The sequence below is a fragment of the Pollutimonas sp. M17 genome (genome assembly GCF_025836975.1).
In the GTDB taxonomy this organism is placed as follows: Bacteria; Pseudomonadota; Gammaproteobacteria; order Burkholderiales; family Burkholderiaceae_B.
This window is the reverse complement of the sequence record NZ_CP107548.1, coordinates 2,416,142-2,437,979: the sequence shown is the minus strand read 5'-3', so window position 1 is coordinate 2,437,979 and position 21,838 is coordinate 2,416,142. Positions and strand designations below refer to the sequence as shown.

At 63.5% G+C, this 21,838-nt stretch carries 20 protein-coding genes; 8 read left to right on the top strand and 12 right to left on the bottom strand.

The window, feature by feature from the left end:
* Positions 1-20: 20 nt before the first annotated feature.
* On the bottom strand, positions 21-764 hold the full coding sequence (locus OEG81_RS11575; protein WP_264129399.1) for a GntR family transcriptional regulator: 744 nt from the start codon (positions 762-764) through the stop codon (positions 21-23).
* 206 nt (positions 765-970) lie between these two features.
* Between OEG81_RS11575 and OEG81_RS11570 the strand changes: the two genes are divergently transcribed.
* From OEG81_RS11570 to OEG81_RS11555, 4 genes are all read left to right on the top strand, one after another.
* Positions 971-2,185: a pyridoxal-phosphate-dependent aminotransferase family protein gene (locus tag OEG81_RS11570; protein ID WP_264129398.1), complete on the top strand. Its 1,215-nt coding sequence runs from the start codon at positions 971-973 to the stop codon at positions 2,183-2,185.
* Positions 2,186-2,391: 206 nt separating this feature from the next.
* Complete coding sequence (locus OEG81_RS11565) at positions 2,392-3,375, top strand: Bug family tripartite tricarboxylate transporter substrate binding protein (RefSeq protein ID WP_412034142.1); 984 nt, start codon at positions 2,392-2,394, stop codon at positions 3,373-3,375.
* A 15-nt stretch (positions 3,376-3,390) separates the two neighbouring features.
* Positions 3,391-3,906 carry a tripartite tricarboxylate transporter TctB family protein gene (locus OEG81_RS11560; protein ID WP_264129396.1) on the top strand — a complete coding sequence of 172 codons (516 nt, stop codon included), beginning with the start codon at positions 3,391-3,393 and terminating at the stop codon, positions 3,904-3,906.
* Between the two features lie 22 nt (positions 3,907-3,928).
* Positions 3,929-5,485 carry a tripartite tricarboxylate transporter permease gene (locus tag OEG81_RS11555; RefSeq protein WP_264129395.1) on the top strand — a complete coding sequence of 519 codons (1,557 nt, stop codon included), beginning with the start codon at positions 3,929-3,931 and terminating at the stop codon, positions 5,483-5,485.
* A 105-nt stretch (positions 5,486-5,590) separates the two neighbouring features.
* On the opposite strand, the gene OEG81_RS11550 is transcribed toward OEG81_RS11555, so the two are convergent.
* The 8 genes from OEG81_RS11550 to OEG81_RS11515 all read right to left on the bottom strand — a co-directional run bounded on the left by OEG81_RS11550 (position 5,591) and on the right by OEG81_RS11515 (position 12,259).
* The gene (locus OEG81_RS11550) at positions 5,591-6,262 is read right to left on the bottom strand and encodes a nucleoside triphosphate pyrophosphatase (protein ID WP_317135348.1); all 672 of its coding nucleotides are present in this window, start codon (positions 6,260-6,262) and stop codon (positions 5,591-5,593) included.
* On the bottom strand, positions 6,262-7,701 hold the full coding sequence (gene pyk, locus OEG81_RS11545) for a pyruvate kinase (RefSeq protein WP_264129394.1): 1,440 nt from the start codon (positions 7,699-7,701) through the stop codon (positions 6,262-6,264). The genes OEG81_RS11550 and pyk overlap by 1 nt, the downstream gene beginning before the upstream one ends.
* A 25-nt stretch (positions 7,702-7,726) precedes the next feature.
* A complete protein-coding gene (gene rlmH, locus OEG81_RS11540) occupies positions 7,727-8,197 on the bottom strand; it encodes a 23S rRNA (pseudouridine(1915)-N(3))-methyltransferase RlmH (protein WP_264129393.1) in 471 nt (156 codons plus the stop codon).
* 15 nt (positions 8,198-8,212) lie between these two features.
* Positions 8,213-8,608, bottom strand: coding sequence for a ribosome silencing factor (gene rsfS, locus OEG81_RS11535; RefSeq protein ID WP_264129392.1), 396 nt, complete (start codon positions 8,606-8,608; stop codon positions 8,213-8,215).
* Between the two features lie 22 nt (positions 8,609-8,630).
* Positions 8,631-9,233 carry a nicotinate (nicotinamide) nucleotide adenylyltransferase gene (gene nadD / locus OEG81_RS11530; protein WP_264129391.1) on the bottom strand — a complete coding sequence of 201 codons (603 nt, stop codon included), beginning with the start codon at positions 9,231-9,233 and terminating at the stop codon, positions 8,631-8,633.
* Positions 9,224-10,132: an oxygen-dependent coproporphyrinogen oxidase gene (gene hemF / locus OEG81_RS11525; RefSeq protein WP_264129390.1), complete on the bottom strand. Its 909-nt coding sequence runs from the start codon at positions 10,130-10,132 to the stop codon at positions 9,224-9,226. Before hemF ends, nadD begins: the two co-directional genes overlap by 10 nt.
* Positions 10,133-10,173: 41 nt before the next feature.
* Complete coding sequence (purD, locus tag OEG81_RS11520) at positions 10,174-11,463, bottom strand: phosphoribosylamine--glycine ligase (protein ID WP_264129389.1); 1,290 nt, start codon at positions 11,461-11,463, stop codon at positions 10,174-10,176.
* 64 nt (positions 11,464-11,527) lie between these two features.
* The gene (locus OEG81_RS11515; RefSeq protein WP_264129388.1) at positions 11,528-12,259 is read right to left on the bottom strand and encodes a YebC/PmpR family DNA-binding transcriptional regulator; all 732 of its coding nucleotides are present in this window, start codon (positions 12,257-12,259) and stop codon (positions 11,528-11,530) included.
* Between the two features lie 107 nt (positions 12,260-12,366).
* Here OEG81_RS11515 and OEG81_RS11510 point away from each other — a divergent pair, with 107 nt between their 5' ends.
* From OEG81_RS11510 to OEG81_RS11500, 3 genes are read left to right on the top strand one after another with little or no spacing between them, the layout of a single operon-like run.
* Entirely contained in the window at positions 12,367-13,872 is a 1,506-nt protein-coding gene (locus OEG81_RS11510) for a helicase HerA-like C-terminal domain-containing protein (protein WP_264129387.1), read from the top strand.
* A gap of 30 nt (positions 13,873-13,902) precedes the next feature.
* A complete protein-coding gene (locus OEG81_RS11505) occupies positions 13,903-14,841 on the top strand; it encodes a 2-hydroxyacid dehydrogenase (RefSeq protein WP_264129386.1) in 939 nt (312 codons plus the stop codon).
* A 32-nt stretch (positions 14,842-14,873) separates the two neighbouring features.
* Positions 14,874-15,941 carry a tartrate dehydrogenase gene (locus OEG81_RS11500; protein WP_264129385.1) on the top strand — a complete coding sequence of 356 codons (1,068 nt, stop codon included), beginning with the start codon at positions 14,874-14,876 and terminating at the stop codon, positions 15,939-15,941.
* A gap of 7 nt (positions 15,942-15,948) precedes the next feature.
* Here OEG81_RS11500 and OEG81_RS11495 read toward each other — a convergent pair whose 3' ends face one another.
* Positions 15,949-16,815, bottom strand: a complete 867-nt coding sequence (locus OEG81_RS11495; RefSeq protein WP_264129384.1) for a DMT family transporter — start codon at positions 16,813-16,815, stop codon at positions 15,949-15,951.
* A gap of 81 nt (positions 16,816-16,896) precedes the next feature.
* Between OEG81_RS11495 and OEG81_RS11490 the strand changes: the two genes are divergently transcribed.
* Complete coding sequence (locus OEG81_RS11490; protein WP_264129383.1) at positions 16,897-17,883, top strand: quinone oxidoreductase family protein; 987 nt, start codon at positions 16,897-16,899, stop codon at positions 17,881-17,883.
* 39 nt (positions 17,884-17,922) lie between these two features.
* Here the strand turns inward: OEG81_RS11490 and OEG81_RS11485 are convergent, their stop codons facing one another.
* On the bottom strand, positions 17,923-18,933 hold the full coding sequence (locus tag OEG81_RS11485) for a class 1 fructose-bisphosphatase (RefSeq protein ID WP_264129382.1): 1,011 nt from the start codon (positions 18,931-18,933) through the stop codon (positions 17,923-17,925).
* Positions 18,934-18,948: 15 nt separating this feature from the next.
* Positions 18,949-21,642, bottom strand: a complete 2,694-nt coding sequence (pepN, locus tag OEG81_RS11480; protein ID WP_264129381.1) for an aminopeptidase N — start codon at positions 21,640-21,642, stop codon at positions 18,949-18,951.
* Positions 21,643-21,838: the final 196 nt, after the last annotated feature.

The window sequence follows — 21,838 nt, the reverse complement described above, 5'->3', positions numbered from 1 at the left end:
ATCGGGCGCGGCCGCAGGCATCAAGCCTGGCCGGAGGGTTTGGAAGAAGACAGCTTCAGGGTTTCGAGCACGGCTTCGCCTTTGCGCCGCATGTGCGTGCGCATGATGCCGGCCAGGCGGGGGCCGTCGCGCGACGCCAGGGCGTCGACCATGTCCAGATGTTCCCGCATGGCCTTGTCCCACTTGTCGTGGTTCAGGTTGGAGCGGAAGCGAAGGTTTTGCAGGCGCAGATTGATGTTGGTGTAGACCTGGGACAGCAGATTGTTGTGGCCGGCGGCGTTGATGCGCTCGTGGATGGCGCGATTGACGTGGTAGTAAGAGGAGAGGTCCTGCCGGGCATGGCAAGCCTGCATTTCGAAGGTCAGCGCCCGGATCTCGGCGATTTCCAGGTCGCTTATCCTTTGGCAGGCCAGTTCGCCCGACAGGGCTTCCAGCGCGCCCATGACCTCGAAGCTTTCGCGGATGTCTTTCTCGGACAGGGCCACGACCTGGGCGCCGCGATTGGGCTTGATCTCCACCAGGCCGTCGGCCGACAGCAGGCGGAAGGCCTCGCGCAGAGGCGTGCGCGACACATGGAGCCGGTCGCACAGCGCGCGCTCGTTCAGGCGGGTCCCCGCGGGCAGCTCGCCTTCGATGATCATGTCGCGCAGACGGTCCGCGACCGCGGTGGGCAGCGTGCGCCGGTCGACGGCTTCCGAAGGAAGCCCGGACAGGGCCGGCGCGCCGTTCCGGCCGCTGATATCGCTGGCGTGTTCAATTTTCATTTTGTATACAAAAATAGGTATTAGGACTCTTGAGCGGCCAAGCGGGCGACTGCCTACGCATGCGTTCCGGCAATTCATTTTAACCTCTATGAAAGTCAAAGTATTGCTGTGCCGCCGCATCGATATCGCTTGCACAAGAGCCTGTTTGCTGCGTATTATTCCTGAATGATTGTATTTTGTATACCAAAAAAGTCAGGAGCACTTTTATGATCCCCTTGCATTCCCATCCCTCGGGTCGCCATTTCCTACAGATTCCCGGACCGACCAATGTGCCCGATCGTGTGCTGCGCGCCATCGACAACGTCACCATCGATCACCGCGGGCCCGAGTTCGGCATGCTGGGCAAGGCGGTGCTGGCGGGAATGAAGAAGGTCTTCCAGACACAGGGGCATGTGGTGATCTATCCCTCTTCGGGAACGGGGGCCTGGGAGGCGGCGCTGGTCAATACGCTGTCGCCGGGCGACCTGGTGCTGATGGCCGAGACGGGGCATTTCGCCACGCTGTGGAAGAAGATGGCGGTCAAGCTGGGCCTGGAAGTCGAATTCCTCGAGGGCGACTGGCGCCACGGGGCCGATGCGGCGCAGATACAGTCGCGCCTGGCGGCCGACGCGCAGCATCGCATCAAGGCCGTTTGCGTCGTCCACAATGAAACGGCCACGGGGGTGACCAGCGATATCGCGGCGGTGCGCAAAGCCATCGACCGCAGCGGGCATCCCGCGCTGCTGATGGTGGATACGATTTCTTCCCTGGGCTCGATCGACTACCGCCATGATGAATGGGGGGTCGACGTAACCGTGGCCGGCTCGCAAAAAGGCCTGATGCTGCCTCCCGGGCTTTCCTTCAACGCCGTCAGCGACAAGGCGCTCGCCGCGGCCGATACGGCGCAACTGCGGCGTTCGTATTGGGACTGGAAGGAAATGATCGCCATCAATCCCAAGGGCTATTTCCCGTATACGCCGGCCACCAACCTGCTGTATGGCCTGCATGAAGCCCTCGAGATGCTGTTCGCCGAAGGCCTGGACAACGTCTTCGCGCGCCACAAGCGCCATGGCGAAGCGACCCGCGCCGCCGTTCGTGCCTGGGGCCTGGAGGTGCTTTGCAAGAAGCCCGAAGAATACAGCCCGGCGCTGACCGCCGTCCTGATGCCGGAAGGGCATAGCGCCGACGCTTTCCGCAAGATCGTGCTGACGCATTTCAATATGTCGCTGGGCCAGGGCCTGAGCAAGCTGTCCGACAAGGTGTTCCGTATCGGCCATCTGGGCGATTTCAACGACCTGACGCTTTGCGGCACCTTGGCTGGTGTCGAGATGGGCCTGGAGCGGGCCGGGGTTCCGCACAGCAAGGGCGGCGTTCAGGCCGCCATGGATCATCTGGCGCAGACCAGCGCGCCGATTGCCGCCAAGGAGGCCAAAGCGGCATAAGGCCACGAAGGAATTCGGCGGCGGCCCCGCTCCGCTAGGAGCGGCCCGGGGCCTCGCTGGACAGAAGGGGGATAACAACAGGGCCGGCAGTATCGACAGGAAGGCTCACACAACAGGCGTCCGGAACCGGACGTTTTCGTAGCACCCAACCGGAGGAGATACAAATGAAGCAATACGCTCGCAGGCTGTTAAAGAAGTCCCATCTGATGGCGCCGCTGGCCGTCCTGGCCGTGTTCGGCGCCATGCCGGCCCAGGCGGCCGGGTGGGAGCCCACCCGTTCGGTGGAAATCATCGTTCCGGCAGGGGCCGGCGGCGCGTCCGACCAGATGGCGCGCACCATCCAGAGCATCATCCTCAAGCACAAGCTGATGAAGCAGTCCACCCTGGTTCTGAACAAGGGCGGCGCAAGCGGGGCCGAAGGCATCATGGACACCAAGGCTTCGGCGGGCGACCCGCACAAGCTGATGGTGGCCTTCTCGGCCATCTACACCTTGCCCATCGCCGTCAGCCTGCCGTTCAACTGGCGCGACCTGAATCCGGTCGCCATGATCGCGCAAGACGAATTCCTGCTGTGGGCCAATGCCGAAGCGCCCTACAAGACGGCGGCCGATTATCTGAAAGCGGTCAAGGCGGCGCCGCCGGGAACCTTCAAGATGGGCGGCACCGGCGCCAAGCGCGAAGACCAGATCATCACGGTGGCGCTGGAAAAGGCGGCCGGAGTGAAATTCACCTACGTTCCCTACAAGAGCGGCGGCGAAGCGGCCACGCAATTGGTGGGCAAGCACACCGACTCCAACGTCAACAATCCCAGTGAAAATATCGCCCAGTGGCGCGCGGGGCAGGTGAACGCGCTTTGCGTGTTCTCTGAACAGCGCATGGTCTACAAGGACAAGATCACCAAGGATCAGTCCTGGTCCGATATCCCCACCTGCAAGGAAGCCGGCTACGACGTGCATTACCAGATGCTGCGCGCCTTCTTCCTGCCGCCCAACACGACCGAGGAACAGGCCAAGTACTACGCCGACCTGATGAAGAAAGTCAGCGAAACCCAGGAATGGAAGGACTACCTGGCCAAGCAGGCGCTCAAGGGCGATTACCGAACCGGAGCCGATTTCGTCAAGTTCCTGGAGAAGGACGAGGCCAACCACAAGACGCTCATGCAGGAAGCCGGTCTGGCTGCCAAGAAATAAACCGGAGAACCATGCATGGATAAGGATCAATCGCAAGGCAGTCCGCCGGGAGGCGGGCTGTCGCACAGCAATGTCGACGCAATCACCGCGGTGGCCGTGTTCATCATCGGCGTCGTGATGATGGTCGACAACTACCGCATCGGCGTTTCCTGGGCCGTGGACGGCCCCGAGTCCGGCTATTTCCCGTATCACATCGGACTCATCCTGTGCATTGCCGGTGTGGCCGTGCTGCTCAAGTCCTTGTTCGGCAAAAGCCGGAACCGCGAGGTCTTCGTCAGTTGGGACCGGTTCCGGCTGGTATTGCTGGTGTTGCTGCCCACCGGCGTGTATGTGCTGCTGATACAGTTCCTGGGCATCTATGTCGCCTCGGTGCTGTTCATCGGCGGCTTCATGCGCCTGCTGGGCAGGATCGGCTGGCTGAAGACCGTGCTGGTCAGCGTCGGCGTCAACGTACTGCTGTTCTGGATGTTCGAGGTTCAGTTCATGGTACCCCTGCCGAAAGGGCCGCTGGAAGCCCTGTTCGGCTACTGAAACCTTCGGCGGGAGAACACAAGTGGATGAACTAAACGCGTTATTTCATGGCTTTTCCACGGTACTCAGCTGGTACAACATCGGCATGATGTTCATCGGCCTGGTGCTGGGGGTGGTCATCGGCGTGCTGCCCGGACTGGGCGGCCCGAACGGGGTGGCGATCCTGCTGCCGCTGACCTTTACCATGCCCCCCACGTCGGCCATCATCATGCTGTCGTGCATCTATTGGGGCTCGCTGTTCGCGGGGGCCATTACCTCGATTCTTTTCAATATTCCAGGCGAAACCTCGTCGGTGGCGACCACCTTCGACGGCTATCCGCTGGCTCAGCAAGGCAAGGCGGGCAATGCGCTGACGGCGTCCTTCACCGGCTCGTTCTTCGGCGCCCTGTCCGGCGTGCTGCTCATTACCTTCCTGGCGCCCATGGTGTCGCGCTTCGCCCTGCGTTTCGGTCCGCCGGAGTTCTTCGCCGTCTTCCTGCTTACCTTCTGCAGCTTTGTGGGCACCGACAAGAAAACGCCGTTCAAGACCATCATCTCCATGATGCTGGGTTTCGGCCTGGCGGCCATCGGCATGGATACGGTCAGCGGCGGTCTGCGCATGACCTTCGGCTGGTCGGAGCTTTTGAGGGGCATCGATTTCCTGGTGGTGGTCATTGGCCTGTTCGGCATCGGCGAGATCCTGGTCAGCATGGAGGAGGGCCTGAAGTTCGAAGGCAAGAGCGGCAAGATGAACCTGAAGGTCGTATTGCAGACCTGGGCCCAGATGCCCAGGTATTGGATGACCCTGATCCGCAGCACGCTCATCGGCTGCTGGATGGGCGTGACGCCCGGCGGCGCCACGGCCGCCTCCTTCATGGGCTATGGCCTGGCGCAGCGCTTCTCGCGCAATGGCCACAAGTTCGGGAAAGGCGAGCTCGAAGGCGTGATCGCACCCGAGACGGCCGCTCATGCCTCGGGCACGTCCGCCTTGCTGCCCATGCTGGCATTGGGCATACCGGGATCGGCGACCGCCGCGGTGCTGCTGGGCGGCTTGATGATATGGGGCTTGCAGCCCGGACCCCTGCTGTTCGTCGAACAGAAGGAATTCGTCTGGGGCCTGATCGCCAGCATGTATCTGGGCAACTTCGTGGGCCTGATCATCGTGCTCAGCACGGTGCCCCTGTTCGCGGCCATATTGCGCATACCGTTCGCCATCGTGGCGCCCATCATCATCGTGGTCTGCGCGATTGGCGCCTACTCGGTCCATAACGCCATGCTGGACGTATGGTTCATGCTGCTGTTCGGCGCGATCGGCTATGTGCTCAAGAAGCTGTCCTATCCCCTGGCGCCCATGATACTTGCGCTGGTGCTGGGCGACCGCATGGAGGACGCTTTCCGGCAATCCATGCTGGGACCGGGGACGGGCCTGCATGTCTTCTGGTCCAACTCCCTGGTCGGCACGATCACCACACTGGCGCTCGTCATGCTCTTCTGGCCCCTGGTTCCGCTGGCCTGGCGCGGCCTGCGGAGGCTGATGGCCGGCCATGACGGCGGCAACGGCGGCCCTGCGAAAAAAGCGGATGCGGGGGCGGTCGAATGACAGGCACGCTGTGCCGGGCCCGCCAAAACGCGGGCGGCTGAACCAGGAAGGGGTGGCGTTTCGCGCCGCTCCTTCCGCTTCCCGCGTGCGCGACCGGCCAGCGGGTTAGGCGGACGGCGTGGAGGGTTTCCGGGCACCCGGCGCAAGCGCCGATGCGAGCGCTTGCAGCAATCGGCCCGTTTCAAATATGGGCAGGCCCATGACGCCGGTATAGCTGCCGGCGATATGCTGGACGAACAGCCCCGCCTTGCCCTGTATGCCATATGCGCCGGCCTTGCCCATGGGTTCGCCGGTCGCGCAATAGCGGTCGATTTCGGACTGGGTCAGTGTCTTGAAACGCACTTCCGTGATGGAGACGTCTTCCAGCAATACGTCCCTGGACGCCAGGGCCACCGCGGTATGGACGGCGTGGACGCGGCCCGACAGGCGTTCCAGCATGCTTCGCGCATCGTCGTGGTTCTCGGGCTTGCCCAGGATGTCGCCATCCAGGATGACCGTGGTGTCCGCCGAAAGAATGGGGGCATTTCCATCGAGCTGAAGGCCCCGGCCGGATTCTCTTTGCGCCGTGACCCAGGCCAGCGCGCGCAGGGCTTTTTCACGCGCCGTGCGGCGCACGTACAGATCGGGCGATTCGCCGGCCAGGCGCGGCTCGTCTTCGCCGGGCGGGGCGGGCACGTTCAGCACCTCGTGCCTGACGCCCATTTGCAGCAGTATTTCGTGCCGGCGCGGACTGGCCGAAGCCAGGTAGACGAAGGGCAGGGGAGGAGACCAGGGCACTACGATACCTTCAGTATCTTCATGCCGTTGGTGCCGCCGCTGTTGCTGTAGAAATCGCCCTTAGTGAGGATGATCCAGTCGCCTTTCTTGAGCAGCGACTGTTCCTTCAGCAGTTCGATCGCCTTGTCGCTGACTTCGGCCGGGTCGATCTTGGCGGCGTCGAAAGGCACGGTGTATACGCCGCGGAACATGGCGGCGCGGCGCTGGGTTGCGGGATGGCGGGTATAGCAATAGATGGGCACGCCCGAGCGTATGCGGGACATGATCAGCGGCGTGTGGCCGCTCTCGGTCAGGCTGATGATGGCCTTGACGCCCGGGAAGTGGTTGGCCGCGTACATGGTGGCCAGCGCAATGGTTTCATCGCAGCGCGAAAAGGTCTCGCCCAGCCGGTGCTGGGAGCGTGTGGACGTGGGCTCCTTTTCGGCGCCCAGGCAGACTCGGGCCATGGCGGCCACGGCTTCGACGGGGAACTGGCCGGACGCGCTTTCGGCGGACAGCATGACCGCGTCGGTATAGTCCAGCACCGCATTGGCCACGTCGGACACCTCGGCCCGCGTCGGCATGGGGCTGGAGATCATGGATTCCATCATCTGCGTGGCGGTGATCACCAGCTTGTTGTGTGTGCGCGCATGCTGGATGATGCGCTTCTGTATGCCCACCAGGCGGGCGTCGCCGACTTCCACGCCCAGATCGCCGCGCGCCACCATGACGCCGTCGCTGACCTTGATGATGGCATCCAGGGCGCGGTCGTCGGCCACGGCCTCGGCGCGCTCTATCTTGGCGATGATCCAGGCCTTGCTGCCCGCAGCCTGTATCAGCTTGCGCGCCTCCTGAATGTCGCTGCCATAGCGCGGGAAGGATACGGCCACATAATCCATGTCCAGCTCGGCCGCCAGCTTGATGTCTTCTTTGTCCTTGTCGGTCAGGCTGGGCGCCGAGATGCCGCCGCCGCGCCGGTTGATGCCCTTGTTGTTGGACAGCGGGCCGCCCACGGTAACCACCGTGTGCACCGAATGCTCATCGACATTCTCCACCACCAGGACGACGCGGCCGTCATCCAGAAGGAGTTCGTCGCCGGGATGGCAGTCCTGCACCAGGCTGGGGTAGTCGATGCCGACAATGGTTTCGTCGCCTTCCTCGTTGGGATGCAGATTCGACAAGGTAAAGGCCTGGCCGACCTGCAGGGTGACCTTGGTGTTCTTGAAGCGCGCGATCCGTATCTTGGGACCTTGCAGGTCTCCCATGACGGCCACGTAGCGGCCATGCTTTTCGGCCAGGGAACGAACCAGTTCCGCCCTTTGCCGGTGGTCTTCCGGCTGACCATGGGAAAAATTCAGGCGGGCCACATCCATGCCGGCCAATATCAATTGTTCGATTTTTTCGGGGCTGGTGCTGGCCGGTCCCAGCGTGGCAACGATCTTAGTGCGGCGTTTGGTCATGGCGGATATCAAGGTTGTTATGTGCTCAGGCGCGGTGATAGGGATGCCCGGTCATGATAGCCCAGGCTCGATAAAGCTGTTCAGCCAACACGATCCGGACCATGGGGTGCGGCAGGGTCAGCGAGGAAAGCCGCAGTAGGCCGCGGCATTGGCGTTTGAGGTCGGCATCCAGGCCGTCGGGCCCGCCTATCAGGAAGGCGACGTCCTGCCCGCCGCCGCGCCATTTTTCAAGCTCTTGCGACAAGTCCATGGTGCTGATGTCCCTGCCGTGCTCGTCCAGGGCGATGCGCAAGGCGCTGGATGGAACGGCGGCTTCGATGCGCCGGGCTTCGGCCTGCATCATCTGGGCCGGCGTCTTGCCCGATGTGCGGGGTTCGGGCTTTACTTCCTTCAGTTCGAGCACGCAGTCGGCGGGCAGGCGCCGCGCATAATCGCGCCAGGCGGCCTCGACCCAATCCGGCATGCGCGTGCCCACGGCCACAACGATCAATTTCACCGGCCGCGCCCCTTCCTATTCGTCGTCGTAGTCGTACGATTCGGGGATGCTGGGCAGGGTCGACTGCGGCAGCAGCTTGACCCGCACCGGCTTGCCGCCCCAGATTTCCTCCAGGTTGTAGTACTGGCGAACCATGGGCTGCATGCAGTGCACGACGATGTCGCCCAGGTCGACCAGCACCCATTCGCCGGTATCCTCGCCCTCGAAGGCGATGATGGGGATCTTGTGCTCGCGTGCGCGATCGGCCACGCTGGAGGCGATGGCGCGGGTCTGGCGATTGGACGAGCCGCTGGCAATGACGACGCGGTCGAACAGGCCCGTGATATGGGACGTGTTGAAGACCTTGATGTCCTGCGCCTTGACGTCTTCCAGAGCATCTATGACCAGGCGTTGCAGTTTTTGAATATCCATGTAATGACTATACCGTGAGACGTTAGGCGGCAGGGGCTCGGTAGAGCCCATTTTGTTCAATATAGTGCGCCACTGCAACATCCAGCAGCCCGTCGGTGGATTCTCCGCGCGCAATGCGCTGGCGTATCAGGGTGGATGAGATGGCGACGGGTTCGAAGGGCAGGGTGGCAAGGCGGCGGTTCAGGCGGTCCAGGTGCTGCCGCAAGGCAAGGGGGGGCTCCAGGGGCGCCCCGGGGCGCTGGGCCACCGCCAGCTCGACGCGCTCGGCGATTTCCCGCCAATCGCGCCACGAGCAGAAATTATGCAGCTGGTCGGCGCCCAATATCCAGCAGTAGCCGGTACCCGACGGAAGGTTTCTCAAGGTGTCCATCGTGTAGGTGGGCCCGCCGCGCTGGATCTCGATGGGGTTGACCCGCAGGCCGGGATGCCCGTCCACCGCCAGCTCCAGCATGGCCAGCCTGTGTTCGGGGCTGGCCGCCAGCGGTTTGCGCTGCCAGGGCTGGGCGGCGGGTATCAGCTCGACGCCTGCAAGCCGCAGAGCCCGCATGGCGGTGTCCGCCAGTGCGATATGGGCCCGATGCACGGGGTCGAAGCTTCCGCCCAGCAGGCCTGTCTTTATAGCCATTCGCGCGGCTTCAGGTAGTCGGCCAGCGCCGCCTCGGGCGTGTCTTCCTTGGGTGTCCAGCTATAGCGCCAGTGGGCCGCGGGCGGCATGGACAGCAGAATGGATTCGGTGCGCCCGCCCGACTGCAGGCCGAACAGCGTGCCCCGGTCGAAAACCAGATTGAATTCGACGTAGCGTCCGCGCCGATAGGCCTGGAAGTCGCGCTGCCTGTCGGTGTATTCCATGCGCCGGCGTTTCTCGACGATGGGCATGTAGGCGTTCAGGAAGCAGTCGCCCACCGAGCGGGTCAGGGCAAAACTGTGATCGAACCCGTTTTCATTCAGGTCGTCGAAGAACAGCCCGCCCACGCCGCGCGTCTCGTTCCGGTGCTTCAGGAAAAAATACTCGTCGCACCATTTTTTGTAGGCCGGGTACTTGTCGTCGCCGAAAGGCTGGACGGCGTCATGGCAGACCTGATGAAAATGGCGCGCGTCTTCTTCAAAGGGATAGAAGGGCGTCAGGTCCAGCCCGCCTCCGAACCAGAAGACATCGTCGTCCTGGCTACCTTCCAGCGCATGGGCCACGAACAGGCGTACGTTCATGTGGCTGGTCGGCACATAAGGGTTGCGCGGATGCAGCACCATGGACACGCCCATGGCCTCCCAGGAGCGGCCGGCCAGTTCCTTGCGGTGGGCGCTGGCCGAGGGAGGCAGCGTCTTGCCCTGGACATGGCTGAAAAGCACGCCGGCGCGCTCGAAAAGCGGCCCGCCTTCCAGGTAGCGCGACAGCCCGCCGCCGCCTTCTTCGCGGGTCCATTGGTCGGATTGGAAACGGCTGCCATCGGAACTTTCCAGGGCCTCCACGATGCGCCCCTGAAGGTCCAGGAAATAATCGTATGCGGTGGAAATGGGTACGGTCATTCGGCTTCCTTGCCGCTGGCGCAGCGCAGCGGCGATTGTGTTCAGGTGGCGGCGCCGGGCAGGGCGCGCCATCCGATGTCGTTGCGGTACTGCCGGCCATCGAAGTGCGTCTGGGCGACGGCGGCGTAGGCGGTGGCCTGGGCGCGCTTGACCGAGTCGGCCAGCACCGTCACGCACAGGACGCGACCGCCCGATGTTTTCAGTACGCCATTATCCAGCGTGGTGCCGGCATGGAATACCATGCATTCGTCGGTGTCCTCGGGCAAACTGCTGATGGCGTCGCCGGTCCGGGGCTTGCCCGGATAATCCTTGGCGGCCAGGACCACACCCAGCGCGGTGCGGCGGTCCCAGTCGATGTTGGCCTCGTCCAGCCTGCCCGCGACGGCCAGTTCGAAGACCTGAGTCAGGTCGTTCTTGATGCGCATCATGATGGGCTGGGTTTCGGGATCGCCCATGCGGCAGTTGAATTCAAGCACCTTCAGCGAGCGCGTCGAATCGGCCCCCGGCCCGATCATGAGTCCGGCATACAGGAAGCCGGTATAGGGGATGCCGTCCCTGGCCATGCCGGCCACCGTAGGCTGTATGACTTCGCGCATGATGCGGTTGTGCAGCGCGGGCGTGATGACGGGGGCCGGCGAATAGGCGCCCATGCCGCCGGTATTGGGCCCTTGGTCACCGTCTTTCAGGCGCTTGTGGTCCTGGCTGGTGGCCAGCGCAAGCACATGCTGGCCGTCGCACATGACGATGAAGCTGGCTTCCTCGCCCGTCAGGCATTCTTCGATGACGACACGGGCGCCCGCGGCGCCGAAGGAGCCGTCGCCCAGCATCTGGTCGATGGCTTGCTGCGCTTCGGCCACGCTCTCCGCGACCACCACGCCCTTCCCGGCCGCCAGGCCGTCGGCCTTGACGACGATGGGCGCGCCCTGGTCTTGCACATAGGCTTTGGCCAGGACGGGATCGGTGAAGGTCTGATAGGCCGCCGTGGGGATGTTGTGGCGCAGCATGAAAGCCTTGGCATAGTCCTTGGAGCTCTCCAGTTGCGCCGCCTTCTGGGTCGGACCGAATATCTTCAGGCCGGCCGCGCGGAAGGCATCCACCACGCCGGCGGCCAGGGGCGCCTCGGGGCCGACCACGGTATAGGCGATGTTTTCCCGCTGCGCGAACGCCACGAGCTCGTCAACGGCGGCGATGTCCACATTCTTGATATGCGCCGACAGGGCGGTGCCGCCGTTGCCGGGCGCGACATACACGGTTTGAATGCGCGGGGACTGCGCCAGGCGCCAGGCCAGGGCGTGTTCGCGGCCGCCGCCACCGATTACCAGTAATTTCATAGTGAGAGCCAAAGTTTCCGTAAGGCGGAGTAAAGAGGAAAAGAAACGCGCGCAAGCGCCGACGTCATTCGGATTCGTCGAATGCGGCGGTAGTGTATACCTCTTGCACGTCGTCCAGTCCTTCGAGCGCGTCCAGCATTTTCTGCATCTTGGCGGCATCGTCGCCGGCCAGTTCGGTTTCGCTCAGCGCTTTCATGACGACGCCCTGCACTTCGGGCGTCAGCGCGGCCTGTTCGAAGGCTTCTTTCACGGCGGTGTAGTCGGCGGGGGCGCAAACGACTTCGATCATGCCCTCGTCGTCGGTCTGGATGTCTTCGGCGCCGGCTTCCAGGGCGGCCTCCATCACTTGTTCTTCGGAGGTGCCCGGCGCAAACAGGAACTGGCCGCAATGCTTGAACATGAAGGCCACCGAGCCTTCCTGGCCCAGGTTGCCGCCGTTCTTGCTGAGCGCATGGCGCACTTCGGCGACGGTGCGGATGCGGTTGTCGGTCATGCAGTCGATGATCACGGCCGCGCCGCCGACGCCATAGCCTTCGTAGCGGACTTCTTCGTAGTTGGCGCCATCGGCTCCGCCCGCGCCGCGCTGGATGGCGCGCTGGATGTTTTCCTTGGGCATGTTGGCCGCCGTGCCCTTGTCCCAGGCCAGGCGCAGGCGCGGGTTGGAGTCGGGATCGGCGCCGCCGGCGCGGGCCGCGACCGTGATCTCACGAATGATTTTTGTCCAGAGTTTGCCCCGTTTGGCGTCCTGGCGACCTTTTCGGTGCTGGATGTTCGCCCATTTACTGTGACCGGCCATAAAGTGTCATCGATTGAAGATAAAGAAGTTCATTTTACCCGTGCAGAGTAGAGAGCGTCGAATTACACTTGGGCTTCCCTTCAGTCCGCGTCCGGAAAGGTAAGAATATGGCCGACCCCGTCCTCATTGCGAAAAATTCAAGCACTGAATCGATGCTGCGCCCCGAGCTGGCCAATCGCCACGGCTGCATTACCGGGGCCACCGGAACGGGTAAGACCGTCAGCCTGCAGGTTCTCGCCGAAGCGTTTTCCCGCATGGGAACGCCGGTGTTCATGGCCGACGTCAAGGGCGACCTGAGCGGCATATCACAAGCGGGCGCCAGCAGCGAAAAGCTCAAGGAAAGATTGGACAGGCTGGGCCTGCCCGAACCCGTCTGGGGCGGCTGCCCCGCCGTCCTGTGGGACATCTTCGGCGAACAGGGGCATCCCGTGCGGGCCACGGTATCCGATATGGGCCCCTTGCTCTTGTCCCGCATGCTGGAATTGAACGATACCCAGGAAGGAGTGCTGGCCCTGGTCTTCAAGGTGGCCGACGACGAGGGGCAGCTGCTGCTGGATCTGAAAGACCTGCGCGCCATGCTCCAGGACGTCGCCGACCGCTCGTCCGCGCTGCGCACGCAATACGGAAATGTATCGTCGGCGTCCATAGGCGCCATACAGCGCAGTCTGTTGCGCCTGGAGTCCCAGGGCGCGGCCCAGTTCTTCGGCGAACCCATGCTCGATATCTTCGACCTGATCCGCGTCGACGAGAAGGGCCGGGGCGTCGTCAACATCCTGGCCGCGGACAAGCTGATGCAATCGCCGCGCCTGTATGCCGTCTTCCTGTTATGGATGCTGGCCGACCTGTACGAGGGCCTGCCCGAAGTGGGCGATCCGGAAAAACCGAAATTCGTCTTCTTTTTCGACGAGGCGCACCTGCTGTTCAATGATGCGCCCAAGGCGCTGCTGGAAAAAATCGAGCAGGTCGTCAGGCTGGTGCGCTCCAAGGGGGTCGGCGTCTATTTCGTGACGCAGAATCCGCTGGATATCCCGGATACGGTGCTGGGCCAGCTGGGCAACCGCATTCAGCACGCTTTGCGCGCATTCACGCCGCGCGACCAGAAAGCCGTCAGGACGGCGGCCCAGACCATGCGGCCCAATCCAGGCCTGGACATCGAGGCGGCCATTACCGAGCTGGGCGTGGGCGAGGCGCTGGTTTCGCTGCTCGATGCCAAGGGGCGGCCCACGGCCACCGAGCGCGTCTGGATGATGGCGCCGGGCAGCCGCATCGGCCCCGCTTCGGCTGCCGAGCGCCAGGCCTTGCGTTCGGCGTCGCTGCTGGGCGGCAAGTACGAGCAGGTCATAGACCGTGAATCCGCCTACGAGGTGTTGCAGAAGCGCAGCGCGGCGATGGCTGCGGATTCCGGCCGCGCCGGCGCGCAGCCCGGTGGAAAGGCCGATCAGAACGATGGCGGCCTGATGGGCACGGTGAACGATTTCCTGTTCGGCTCCACCGGCCCCCGGGGCGGGCGCCGCGAGGGCGTCGTCCAGTCCGCCGTGAAAAGCGCCATACGCAGCACGGCCACGCAATTGGTCCGGGGCGTGCTGGGTTCACTCATAGGACGCCGCCGTTGAGGCGGAAATTTTTCAATCATCGAGGATGTTGTGTCGATCAGGATAGTTATTGCAGGAAATACACCCGAAGTCACCCGGAAATGGCATGAGCGCTTCGTCCGGGCCGGCAAGGCCGTGCAGTTCATCGAGTGGGCCGAAGGACAGGCGCCGGTGGACGCCGATTACGCCATTGTCTGGAGGCCGCCGGGCGCGCTGTTCCGACGGGAGCGGCGGCTGAAGGCCGTGTTCAACCTGGGAGCGGGCGTCGATAGCGTCATGGGCTTGCCGGAGCTTCCCGCCGAGCTTCCCGTCGTGCGCCTGGAGGACGCGGGCATGGCGCGGCAGATGGCCGAGTATGTGCTGCACGGCATTGCCCACGCAACGCGCCGGTTCTCCGATTACGCCGACCTGCAGCAGGCCGGGCAGTGGCGCCAGCTTCCGCCCATTTCCTACGATGACTGGCCGGTGGGCGTCATGGGCCTGGGCGCCATCGGCAGCCGGGTCGCGCAGGCGGTGGCGGGGGCGGGGTACCCCACGGCGGGCTGGTCGCGCAGCGCCCGGCATATCGATGGCGTGCAGGCCTTCGGCGGATCCGGCCAACTGGCGGCTTTTCTGGCTCGCAGCCGCGTGCTGGTCAATGTGCTGCCCCTGACGCCCGATACCGAAAACATCCTGAACCGCCAGAACCTGCACAGGCTGCGGGCCGGCGCCTACCTCATCAACGTGGCGCGCGGCCCGCATGTGGTCGATGAAGACCTGCTGGCCCTGATCGACGAAGGGCATCTGCAGGGCGCGTTGCTGGATGTGTTTCGCGTCGAACCGCTGCCCGCCGACCATCCGTATTGGCGGCATCCGAAAATCAGGGTCACGCCGCACGTTGCGGCCGTCACCCTTGAAGAGGAAACCGTGGGGCAGGTTCTGCGCAAGATCGAACTTCTGGAACAAGGCCGGGCGATCAGCGGCGTCGTGTCCAGGGGCCAGGGATATTGATCGCATCATCAACTAAATCAGAAAGGAATTACATGTCCGATAGTCATAAAATCGCCGTCATAGCCGGCGACGGTATTGGTAAGGAAGTCATGCCCGAGGGCTTGCGCGTGCTCGAGGCCGTTGCCGGCCGCCACGGCATCCGGTTCGACTGGGATGTCCTGGACTGGAGCTCCGATTACTACGCCAAGCATGGGCGCATGATGCCGGCGGACTGGAAGGAACGCATCGGCGGCCACGAGGCCATATTCTTCGGCGCCATCGGGTGGCCGGCGACGGTGCCCGACCATGTGGCCTTGTGGGAGTCCCTGTTCAAGTTTCGCCGCGAATTCGACCAGTACATCAATTTGCGGCCCGTGCGCCTGATGCCCGGCGTGACATCGCCGTTGGCCGGCCGCAAGCCGGGCGACATCGACTTCTACATCGTGCGCGAGAACACCGAGGGCGAATACTCCAACAGCGGCGGACGCCTGTTCGAGGGCACCGACCGTGAAGTGGTCATACAGGAAAGCATATTCACCCGCATAGGCGCCAACCGCGTTCTCAAGTTCGCATTCGAACTGGCGCAAAAGCGCGGCAAGCACCTGACGGCCGCCACCAAGTCCAATGGCATCTCCATCTCCATGCCCTGGTGGGACGATCGCGTCGCCGAGATGGCCGGCAGCTATCCCGACGTGCGCTGGGACAAATACCACATCGATATCCTGTGCGCGCATTTCGTGCAGCATCCGGACTGGTTCGACGTGGTGGTCGCGTCGAATCTCTTCGGCGACATCCTGTCCGACCTGGGTCCGGCCTGCACGGGCACCATAGGGATCGCACCCTCGGCCAACCTGAATCCCGACCGCCTGTTCCCGTCCCTGTTCGAGCCCGTCCACGGATCGGCGCCCGACATCTACGGCAAAGGCATCGCCAATCCCATAGGCCAGATCTGGAGCGGCTCCATGATGCTGGATTTCTTGGGGTATCCGCAGGCGGCGGCCGAGGTGCTCAAGGCCATCGAAACGGTGCTGGAACAAGGACCGCGCACGCCCGACATGGGCGGCAAGGCCACGACGCAGGATGTCGGCCGCGCCGTGGCCGACATCGTGTCGCGCGGCTGACGGCGGCTCAGGCCGGCGCCTTGCCGGCCTTGCGCATGCCCGACCATACGATGGCGCCCACCATCAGCGCCCCGCCAAGCAGCGCGCGCGCGGACGGGTATTGGGCGAACAGCACCGCGGCGAAGAAGATGGCATAGACCGGCTCCAGCGCGATGACGATGCCGGCGCTGCGGGCATTCAACACCATCAGGCTGGACACCAGCAGGTAGTGCGACAGGGCTGTGCAGAGTATGCCCAGCATGGCCAGCCATAGCCAATCCAGCGCGCCCAGCTGCGTGATGGCCGGAAAAGAGAAGGGCAGCGTCATCAGCGCCACGAACAGGTTTTCCCAGCACGCCACCTGCTGGGCCGGTATGCGGGCGGCCGCGCGGCGGTTGATCAGGGTGAAGAGGGCAAAAGTCAGCCCGGACAGAATGGCCCATGCCAGGCCTATGGTCGCGTCGTCCCGGAAATCGAATGAAGGAGTGACCAGCACAAGGCCCAGCGTGACCAGCAGCAGGATCAGCCATTCGGCGACGCTGATCTTCTCTTTGAAAAAAATGCATTCGCACAGGGTAATGAAGGCGGGAAAGCTGGCAAAGCCAAGCGTGGCCACGGCCACCCCGCTGATCTTCACCGATAGGAAAAAGGTAACCCAGTGCACGGCCAGCATGAAGCCGGCCATGGCCAGGACGCCGATGTTTCTGCGCGTTATGCCCAGAAGGGGGGATGTCCCGGCGTAGCGCATGACGGCGAACAGGGAGAGCACGGCGAAACCGGCGCGGCCGGCGGTGATGACCATGGCATCGGCCTGGATCAGCTCGCCGAAAATGCCGGTGAGGCCGAACAGGATGGCAGCGATATGAATCGCAAAAACGGCACGCTGACGATTCATATTTTCAGGTACGGACAGGCAATAAGGATTTAAACTAGGCGCAGTCATCAAGCACGCATTATTTCATGCAAGGAGTCAGTCTTGGAAAACCAGGTCAAAGCGATACGTATCGAGAAACACGGCGGTCCCGAAGTCCTGAAACTTGTTTCGGTGGATGTTCCCGCGCCCGCGGAAAACGAGGTAACTATACGTCAAAAAGCGGTGGGCCTTAATTTCATCGACATCTATTTCCGCACCGGCCTTTATCCTCATCCCCTGCCTCACGGCCTGGGCTTCGAAGCCTCGGGCATCGTTGAGGCCGTGGGCGCCGGCGTCAGGCACTTGAAGGTCGGCGACCGGGTAGCCTATGGCCAGAGCCCCATAGGCGCCTATGCCGAGACGCGCAATGTTCCGGCCAACCGGGTGGTCAAGCTGCCCAAGGGCGTAGCGTTCGACCAGGCGGCGGCCATGATGCTCAAGGGGCTTACCGTCCAATACCTGTTTCGCCAGACCTACCGCCTGCAAGGCGGCGAGACCATCCTGTTCCACGCCGCCGCGGGCGGGGTGGGCCTGATCGCCTGCCAATGGGCCAAGGCGCTGGGCGTCAAGCTTATCGGCACCGCCTCCACGCCCGAGAAGGCGGCTCTGGCCAAAGCCCACGGCGCCTGGGAGGTCATCGACTATTCCCGTGAAAACGTGGTCGAACGCGTCAACGAACTGACCGGCGGCAAGAAAGTGCCGGTCGTTTACGACGGCGTGGGCAAGGACACCTGGATGACGTCCCTGGATTGCCTGGAGCCGCGCGGGCTGATGGTCAGCTTCGGCAATGCCTCGGGCCCGGTCGAGAACGTGAACCTGGGCGTGCTGTCCAGCAAGGGCTCCTTGTACGTGACCCGGCCCTCCCTGGGCGCGCACGTGACCACGCTTGAGAAAATGCAGTCGGCCGCCGACGAGTTGTTCGGCCTGGTGGCCAGGAAGAAAATCGGCATCACCATCGGCCAGCGTTTTCCGCTGGCCGCCGCCGGAGACGCGCAGGAAGCTCTGGCCGGGCGCAAGACGACCGGCGCAACCATTCTTACGCTGGAATAGGCATATAGGGCTCCGGCGGATGCCGGAGCCCTTGCGTGTTCAGGCTTCCTGGTGGTAGCGCTGCACCCGTTCCACTTCTTCTTTCGATCCCAGGACGACGCCGATGCGCTGATGCAGGGCGGCCGGATGAACGTCCAGGATGCGCTGGCTTCCGTCGGTGGCGGCGCCGCCGGCCTGCTCCACGATGAAGCTCATGGGATTGGCTTCGTACATCAGCCGGAGTTTGCCGGCCTTGCCCGAAGGCCGCTCGTCGCGCGGGTACATGAAGATGCCGCCGCGCGTCAGGATGCGATGCACGTCCGCCACCATCGAGGCGATCCAGCGCATGTTGTAATCCTTGCCCAGCGGGCCGGTCTTGCCGGCCAGGCAGTCTTCGATATAGCGCTTGACCGGCGCTTCCCAGTGGCGCATGTTCGACATGTTGATGGCGAACTCGGCGGTCTGTTCGGGAATGCGGATGTCGTCGTGCGTCAGCACCCATGAACCCATTTCGCGGTCCAGCGTGAAGCCCACCACGCCGTTGCCCACCGTAAGCACCAGCATGGTTTGCGGGCCGTACACGGCATAGCCGGCCGCGACCTGCTGCGAGCCGGCCTGCAGGAAGTCGTTTTCATCCACATCGCGGCCCGAGGCATGGTGCGGCGCATGCAGCACCGAGAAAATGGTGCCTATGGATACGTTGACGTCGATGTTGGAGGAGCCGTCCAGGGGATCGAACAGCAACAGGTTTTCGCCCTTGGGATAGCGGTTGGGAATGCGGTGTATGGTCTCCATCTCCTCGGACGCCATGGCGGCGAGGTGGCCGCCCCATTCGTTGGCTTCCAGCAGGATTTCGTTGGACAGCACATCGAGCTTCTTTTGGACTTCGCCCTGTACGTTTTCCGTATCCAGGCTGCCCAGGACGCCGCCCAGCGCCCCCTTGCTGACCGCATGGCTGATGGCCTTGCAGGCCCGGGCGACGGTTTCGATCAGCAGGCGCACCTCGGCCGATACCGCCTGTTTCTTTCTTTGTTGTTCGACCAGATACTGGGTCAGGGTTTTGCGTTTCATCTACATGCTCCGGAACTAGATGTTCAATGCTTTGGAAATGATTTCCGACACGTTGCGTGACAGGTCGGGGTGTTGCTGTATCTGCCTGAGCGCATTGTGCATGGCCTGGCGATAAACCGGCGCATAGCGCTGCCAGTTATCGAACGTGCGTGCCAGGCGGGCCGCGATTTCGGGATTCAGTTCATCCAGCGCCAGGACTTGTTCGGCCCAGAAGGCATAGCCTTCCGCGTTGTGGATGCCTTGCAGGTTGTTCATGCAGAACTGGAAGATCAGCGAGCGCGCGCGATTGGGATTGCGCAGCGAGAAAGCGGGATGCAGCATGAGCGCGCGCACGGCCTGGACGTTGGTGCCGGGCGCCGTGGCCTGCAAGGCAAACCACTTGTCCATGACCAGGTCGTCCTGTTGCCACTGCTCATAGAAATGATCCAGCGCTTTCGCCGATTCGGCGGGCGAGCCATGATGCACCAGCGCGGACAGCGCGCCCATGCGGTCGGTCATGTTGCCTGCCTTGTAGTACTGGTCCAGCGCCAGCCCTTCGGCCTGGGAATGCGCGGCGGCCATCAGGTAGGACAGCGCCAGGTTCTTGAGCGCACGGCGGCCCGACGACAGCGGGTCGGGCCGGTAGAGGCCGTCGCTGCTTGCATGGGCCTGGTAGGCTTCCAGCCACAAGGGCGCCAGCGCCCGGCCCAGCTCAGCCCGCATGCGCTTGCTGGCCCGCAGCGCGTTCAGGGGATCCATGGGAGCGGTTTTTTCCAGCAGCTCTTTTTCGGTGGGCAGGGTGAGCACGCGCGCCTTGTAGGCCGCGGTCAACAGCGGATCGGTCAGCAGGTCGCGCCAGGTGTCGATAAGCGCGGCGCCGGCATTGGGTTCGCCGCCGTCGGCATAGGCCTGAACCATCGCCAGCAGCGCCCGGGTGGCCAGTTCCTGCCCGGCTTCCCAGCGGGCGAACGGGTCGGTATCGTGCCGGGCCAGCAGCATCAGATCGGCATCGCCGCGCTCGAACTCGACGATGACCGGGGCCGAGAAATTGCGCAGCAGCGAAGGAACCGGCTCTTGCCCAATGTTGGTCAATGTCCAGGTCTGCTCGGCGTCGGTCAGTTCTAGCAGGACCGTCTCGGCGGTCTTGCCTTCGAGCGTGATCGCCATGGGCCGGCCTTGCCGGTCCAGCAGGCCCAGCGCAAACGGAATATGCAGGGGCGGCTTGGGCAGGGGAGGATTCTGCAGTTTTTCCACGCCCACCGGCGCGCAGCGCTGGCGCAGGGTGATCGAACATGTCTGCCGGGCCGCATCATAGGCCAGGGAGACCGCAACCCGGGGCGTGCCGGCCTGCGAGTACCAGCGCCGGAACACATCCAGCGTCTTGCCCGGATTGCGCCGCGCATACACGGATTCCATCGCGCTGACGAAATCGTCGCAGGTGACGGCCTGGCCGTCGTGGCGGCGGAAGTACTCGTCCAGCCCGGCGCGAAAGCCTTCTTCGCCCAGCAGGGTGTGCTGCATGCGTATGACTTCGGCGCCTTTCTCGTAAACGGTGGCGGTGTAGAAGTTGCCGATTTCCTGATAGCTTTCAGGCCGGATGGGATGTGCCATGGGGCCGGCGTCTTCGGGAAACTGGGCAATGCGCAAGGTGCTGACGTCGTCGATGCGCTTGACGGCGCGCGCGCTGTCCGCCTCCGGACCGGACAGGCCGCTGGCCAGCATGTCGGCCGAGAATTCCTGGTCGCGGAATACCGTCAGGCCTTCCTTCAATGAAAGCTGGAACCAGTCGCGGCAGGTTACGCGGTTGCCCGTCCAGTTGTGGAAGTATTCGTGTCCGATCACAGCCTCGATGGCGCGGTAGGCCGAGTCGGTGGCGCTGTCCTGGTCGGCCAGGACGTAGGCCGAGTTGAAAATGTTCAGCCCCTTGTTCTCCATGGCGCCCATGTTGAAATCGCGCGCGGCGACGATCATGAAGCGGTCCAGGTCCAGTTCCAGCCCGAAGCGGCGCTCGTCCCATTGCACGGAGCGGGCCAGGCAGTCCAGGGCCCAGGCGGTTTTGTTTTCGGAGCCCGGATCGCTGTATACCTGCAGCAGGGCCTGGCGTCCGCTGCCGGTCCGCAGGGTTTGTTCACGGCAATCGAAGCCGCCGGCGACCAGGGCGAACAGGTAGCTCGGCTTGAGCTGCGGGTCTTCCCAGAGCGCTTCGTGCCGGCCATCGGCCAGGTCTCCCTGCGCAAGCAGGTTCCCGTTGGACAGCAGCAGCGGATAGCGTTGCTTGTCGGCGCGCAGCCGCACGCGATAACGCGACATGACATCCGGCCTGTCGGGAAACCAGGCAATGCGCCGGAAGCCTTCGGCTTCGCATTGGGTGAACAGCTTGCCGCCCGATACATAAAGGCCCATCAGGCTGGAGTTGTCGGCGGGCCGGCACAGGCTGGTGATGTCCAGCGTAAAGCGTTGCGCGGACGGGAACAGCGTCAGGGCGCCGTTCTCCAGGCGATATTCCTCGGACGCCACGGCCCGGCCGTCGAGCAGCAGCGATACGAGTTCGAGGTCCTGTCCGTTCAGTACCAGAGGCTGGGCCTGTTCCGTCGACCTTTCAAACTCCATGCGGGCATGCACGCGGGTTTGGGCGGGATCCAGATCGAAGGTGAATTCGACGGCGGGCAGGCGGTAGGGGTAGGGCTGATAATCGTGGCGGGAAATGGTGGGGGCGCTATCGGTACGCATGATCGGTCTTTAAAATATTCCGGATGCGCCTATTGTAGTGTTTGCGTCCTGTTGCGGCTTTTACCGCGAGCAATGCAACCTTCGGACCCTTATCGCGGTCTCAAGCATAATGGGCGCATTGCGGCGGCGGGCCCGAGCGGGAACGCATTATGCTGGCGCCATGGGTAAATAGGCAGGGGGACGTATGTGGAATAAA

Excerpts from the sequence above, each read along its gene's own strand:
- OEG81_RS11575 (WP_264129399.1), bottom strand. The coding sequence starts at position 764 with ATGAAAATTGAACACGCCAGCGATATCAGCGGCCGGAACGGCGCGCCG.
- OEG81_RS11570 (WP_264129398.1), top strand. The coding sequence starts at position 971 with ATGATCCCCTTGCATTCCCATCCCTCGGGTCGCCATTTCCTACAGATT.
- OEG81_RS11565 (WP_412034142.1), top strand. The coding sequence starts at position 2,392 with ATGGCGCCGCTGGCCGTCCTGGCCGTGTTCGGCGCCATGCCGGCCCAG.
- OEG81_RS11560 (WP_264129396.1), top strand. The coding sequence starts at position 3,391 with ATGGATAAGGATCAATCGCAAGGCAGTCCGCCGGGAGGCGGGCTGTCG.
- pyk (WP_264129394.1), bottom strand. The coding sequence starts at position 7,701 with ATGACCAAACGCCGCACTAAGATCGTTGCCACGCTGGGACCGGCCAGC.
- rsfS (WP_264129392.1), bottom strand. The coding sequence starts at position 8,608 with ATGGATATTCAAAAACTGCAACGCCTGGTCATAGATGCTCTGGAAGAC.
- nadD (WP_264129391.1), bottom strand. The coding sequence starts at position 9,233 with ATGGCTATAAAGACAGGCCTGCTGGGCGGAAGCTTCGACCCCGTGCAT.
- hemF (WP_264129390.1), bottom strand. The coding sequence starts at position 10,132 with ATGACCGTACCCATTTCCACCGCATACGATTATTTCCTGGACCTTCAG.
- purD (WP_264129389.1), bottom strand. The coding sequence starts at position 11,463 with ATGAAATTACTGGTAATCGGTGGCGGCGGCCGCGAACACGCCCTGGCC.
- OEG81_RS11515 (WP_264129388.1), bottom strand. The coding sequence starts at position 12,259 with ATGGCCGGTCACAGTAAATGGGCGAACATCCAGCACCGAAAAGGTCGC.
- OEG81_RS11510 (WP_264129387.1), top strand. The coding sequence starts at position 12,367 with ATGGCCGACCCCGTCCTCATTGCGAAAAATTCAAGCACTGAATCGATG.
- OEG81_RS11500 (WP_264129385.1), top strand. The coding sequence starts at position 14,874 with ATGTCCGATAGTCATAAAATCGCCGTCATAGCCGGCGACGGTATTGGT.
- OEG81_RS11495 (WP_264129384.1), bottom strand. The coding sequence starts at position 16,815 with ATGAATCGTCAGCGTGCCGTTTTTGCGATTCATATCGCTGCCATCCTG.
- OEG81_RS11485 (WP_264129382.1), bottom strand. The coding sequence starts at position 18,933 with ATGAAACGCAAAACCCTGACCCAGTATCTGGTCGAACAACAAAGAAAG.
- pepN (WP_264129381.1), bottom strand. The coding sequence starts at position 21,642 with ATGCGTACCGATAGCGCCCCCACCATTTCCCGCCACGATTATCAGCCC.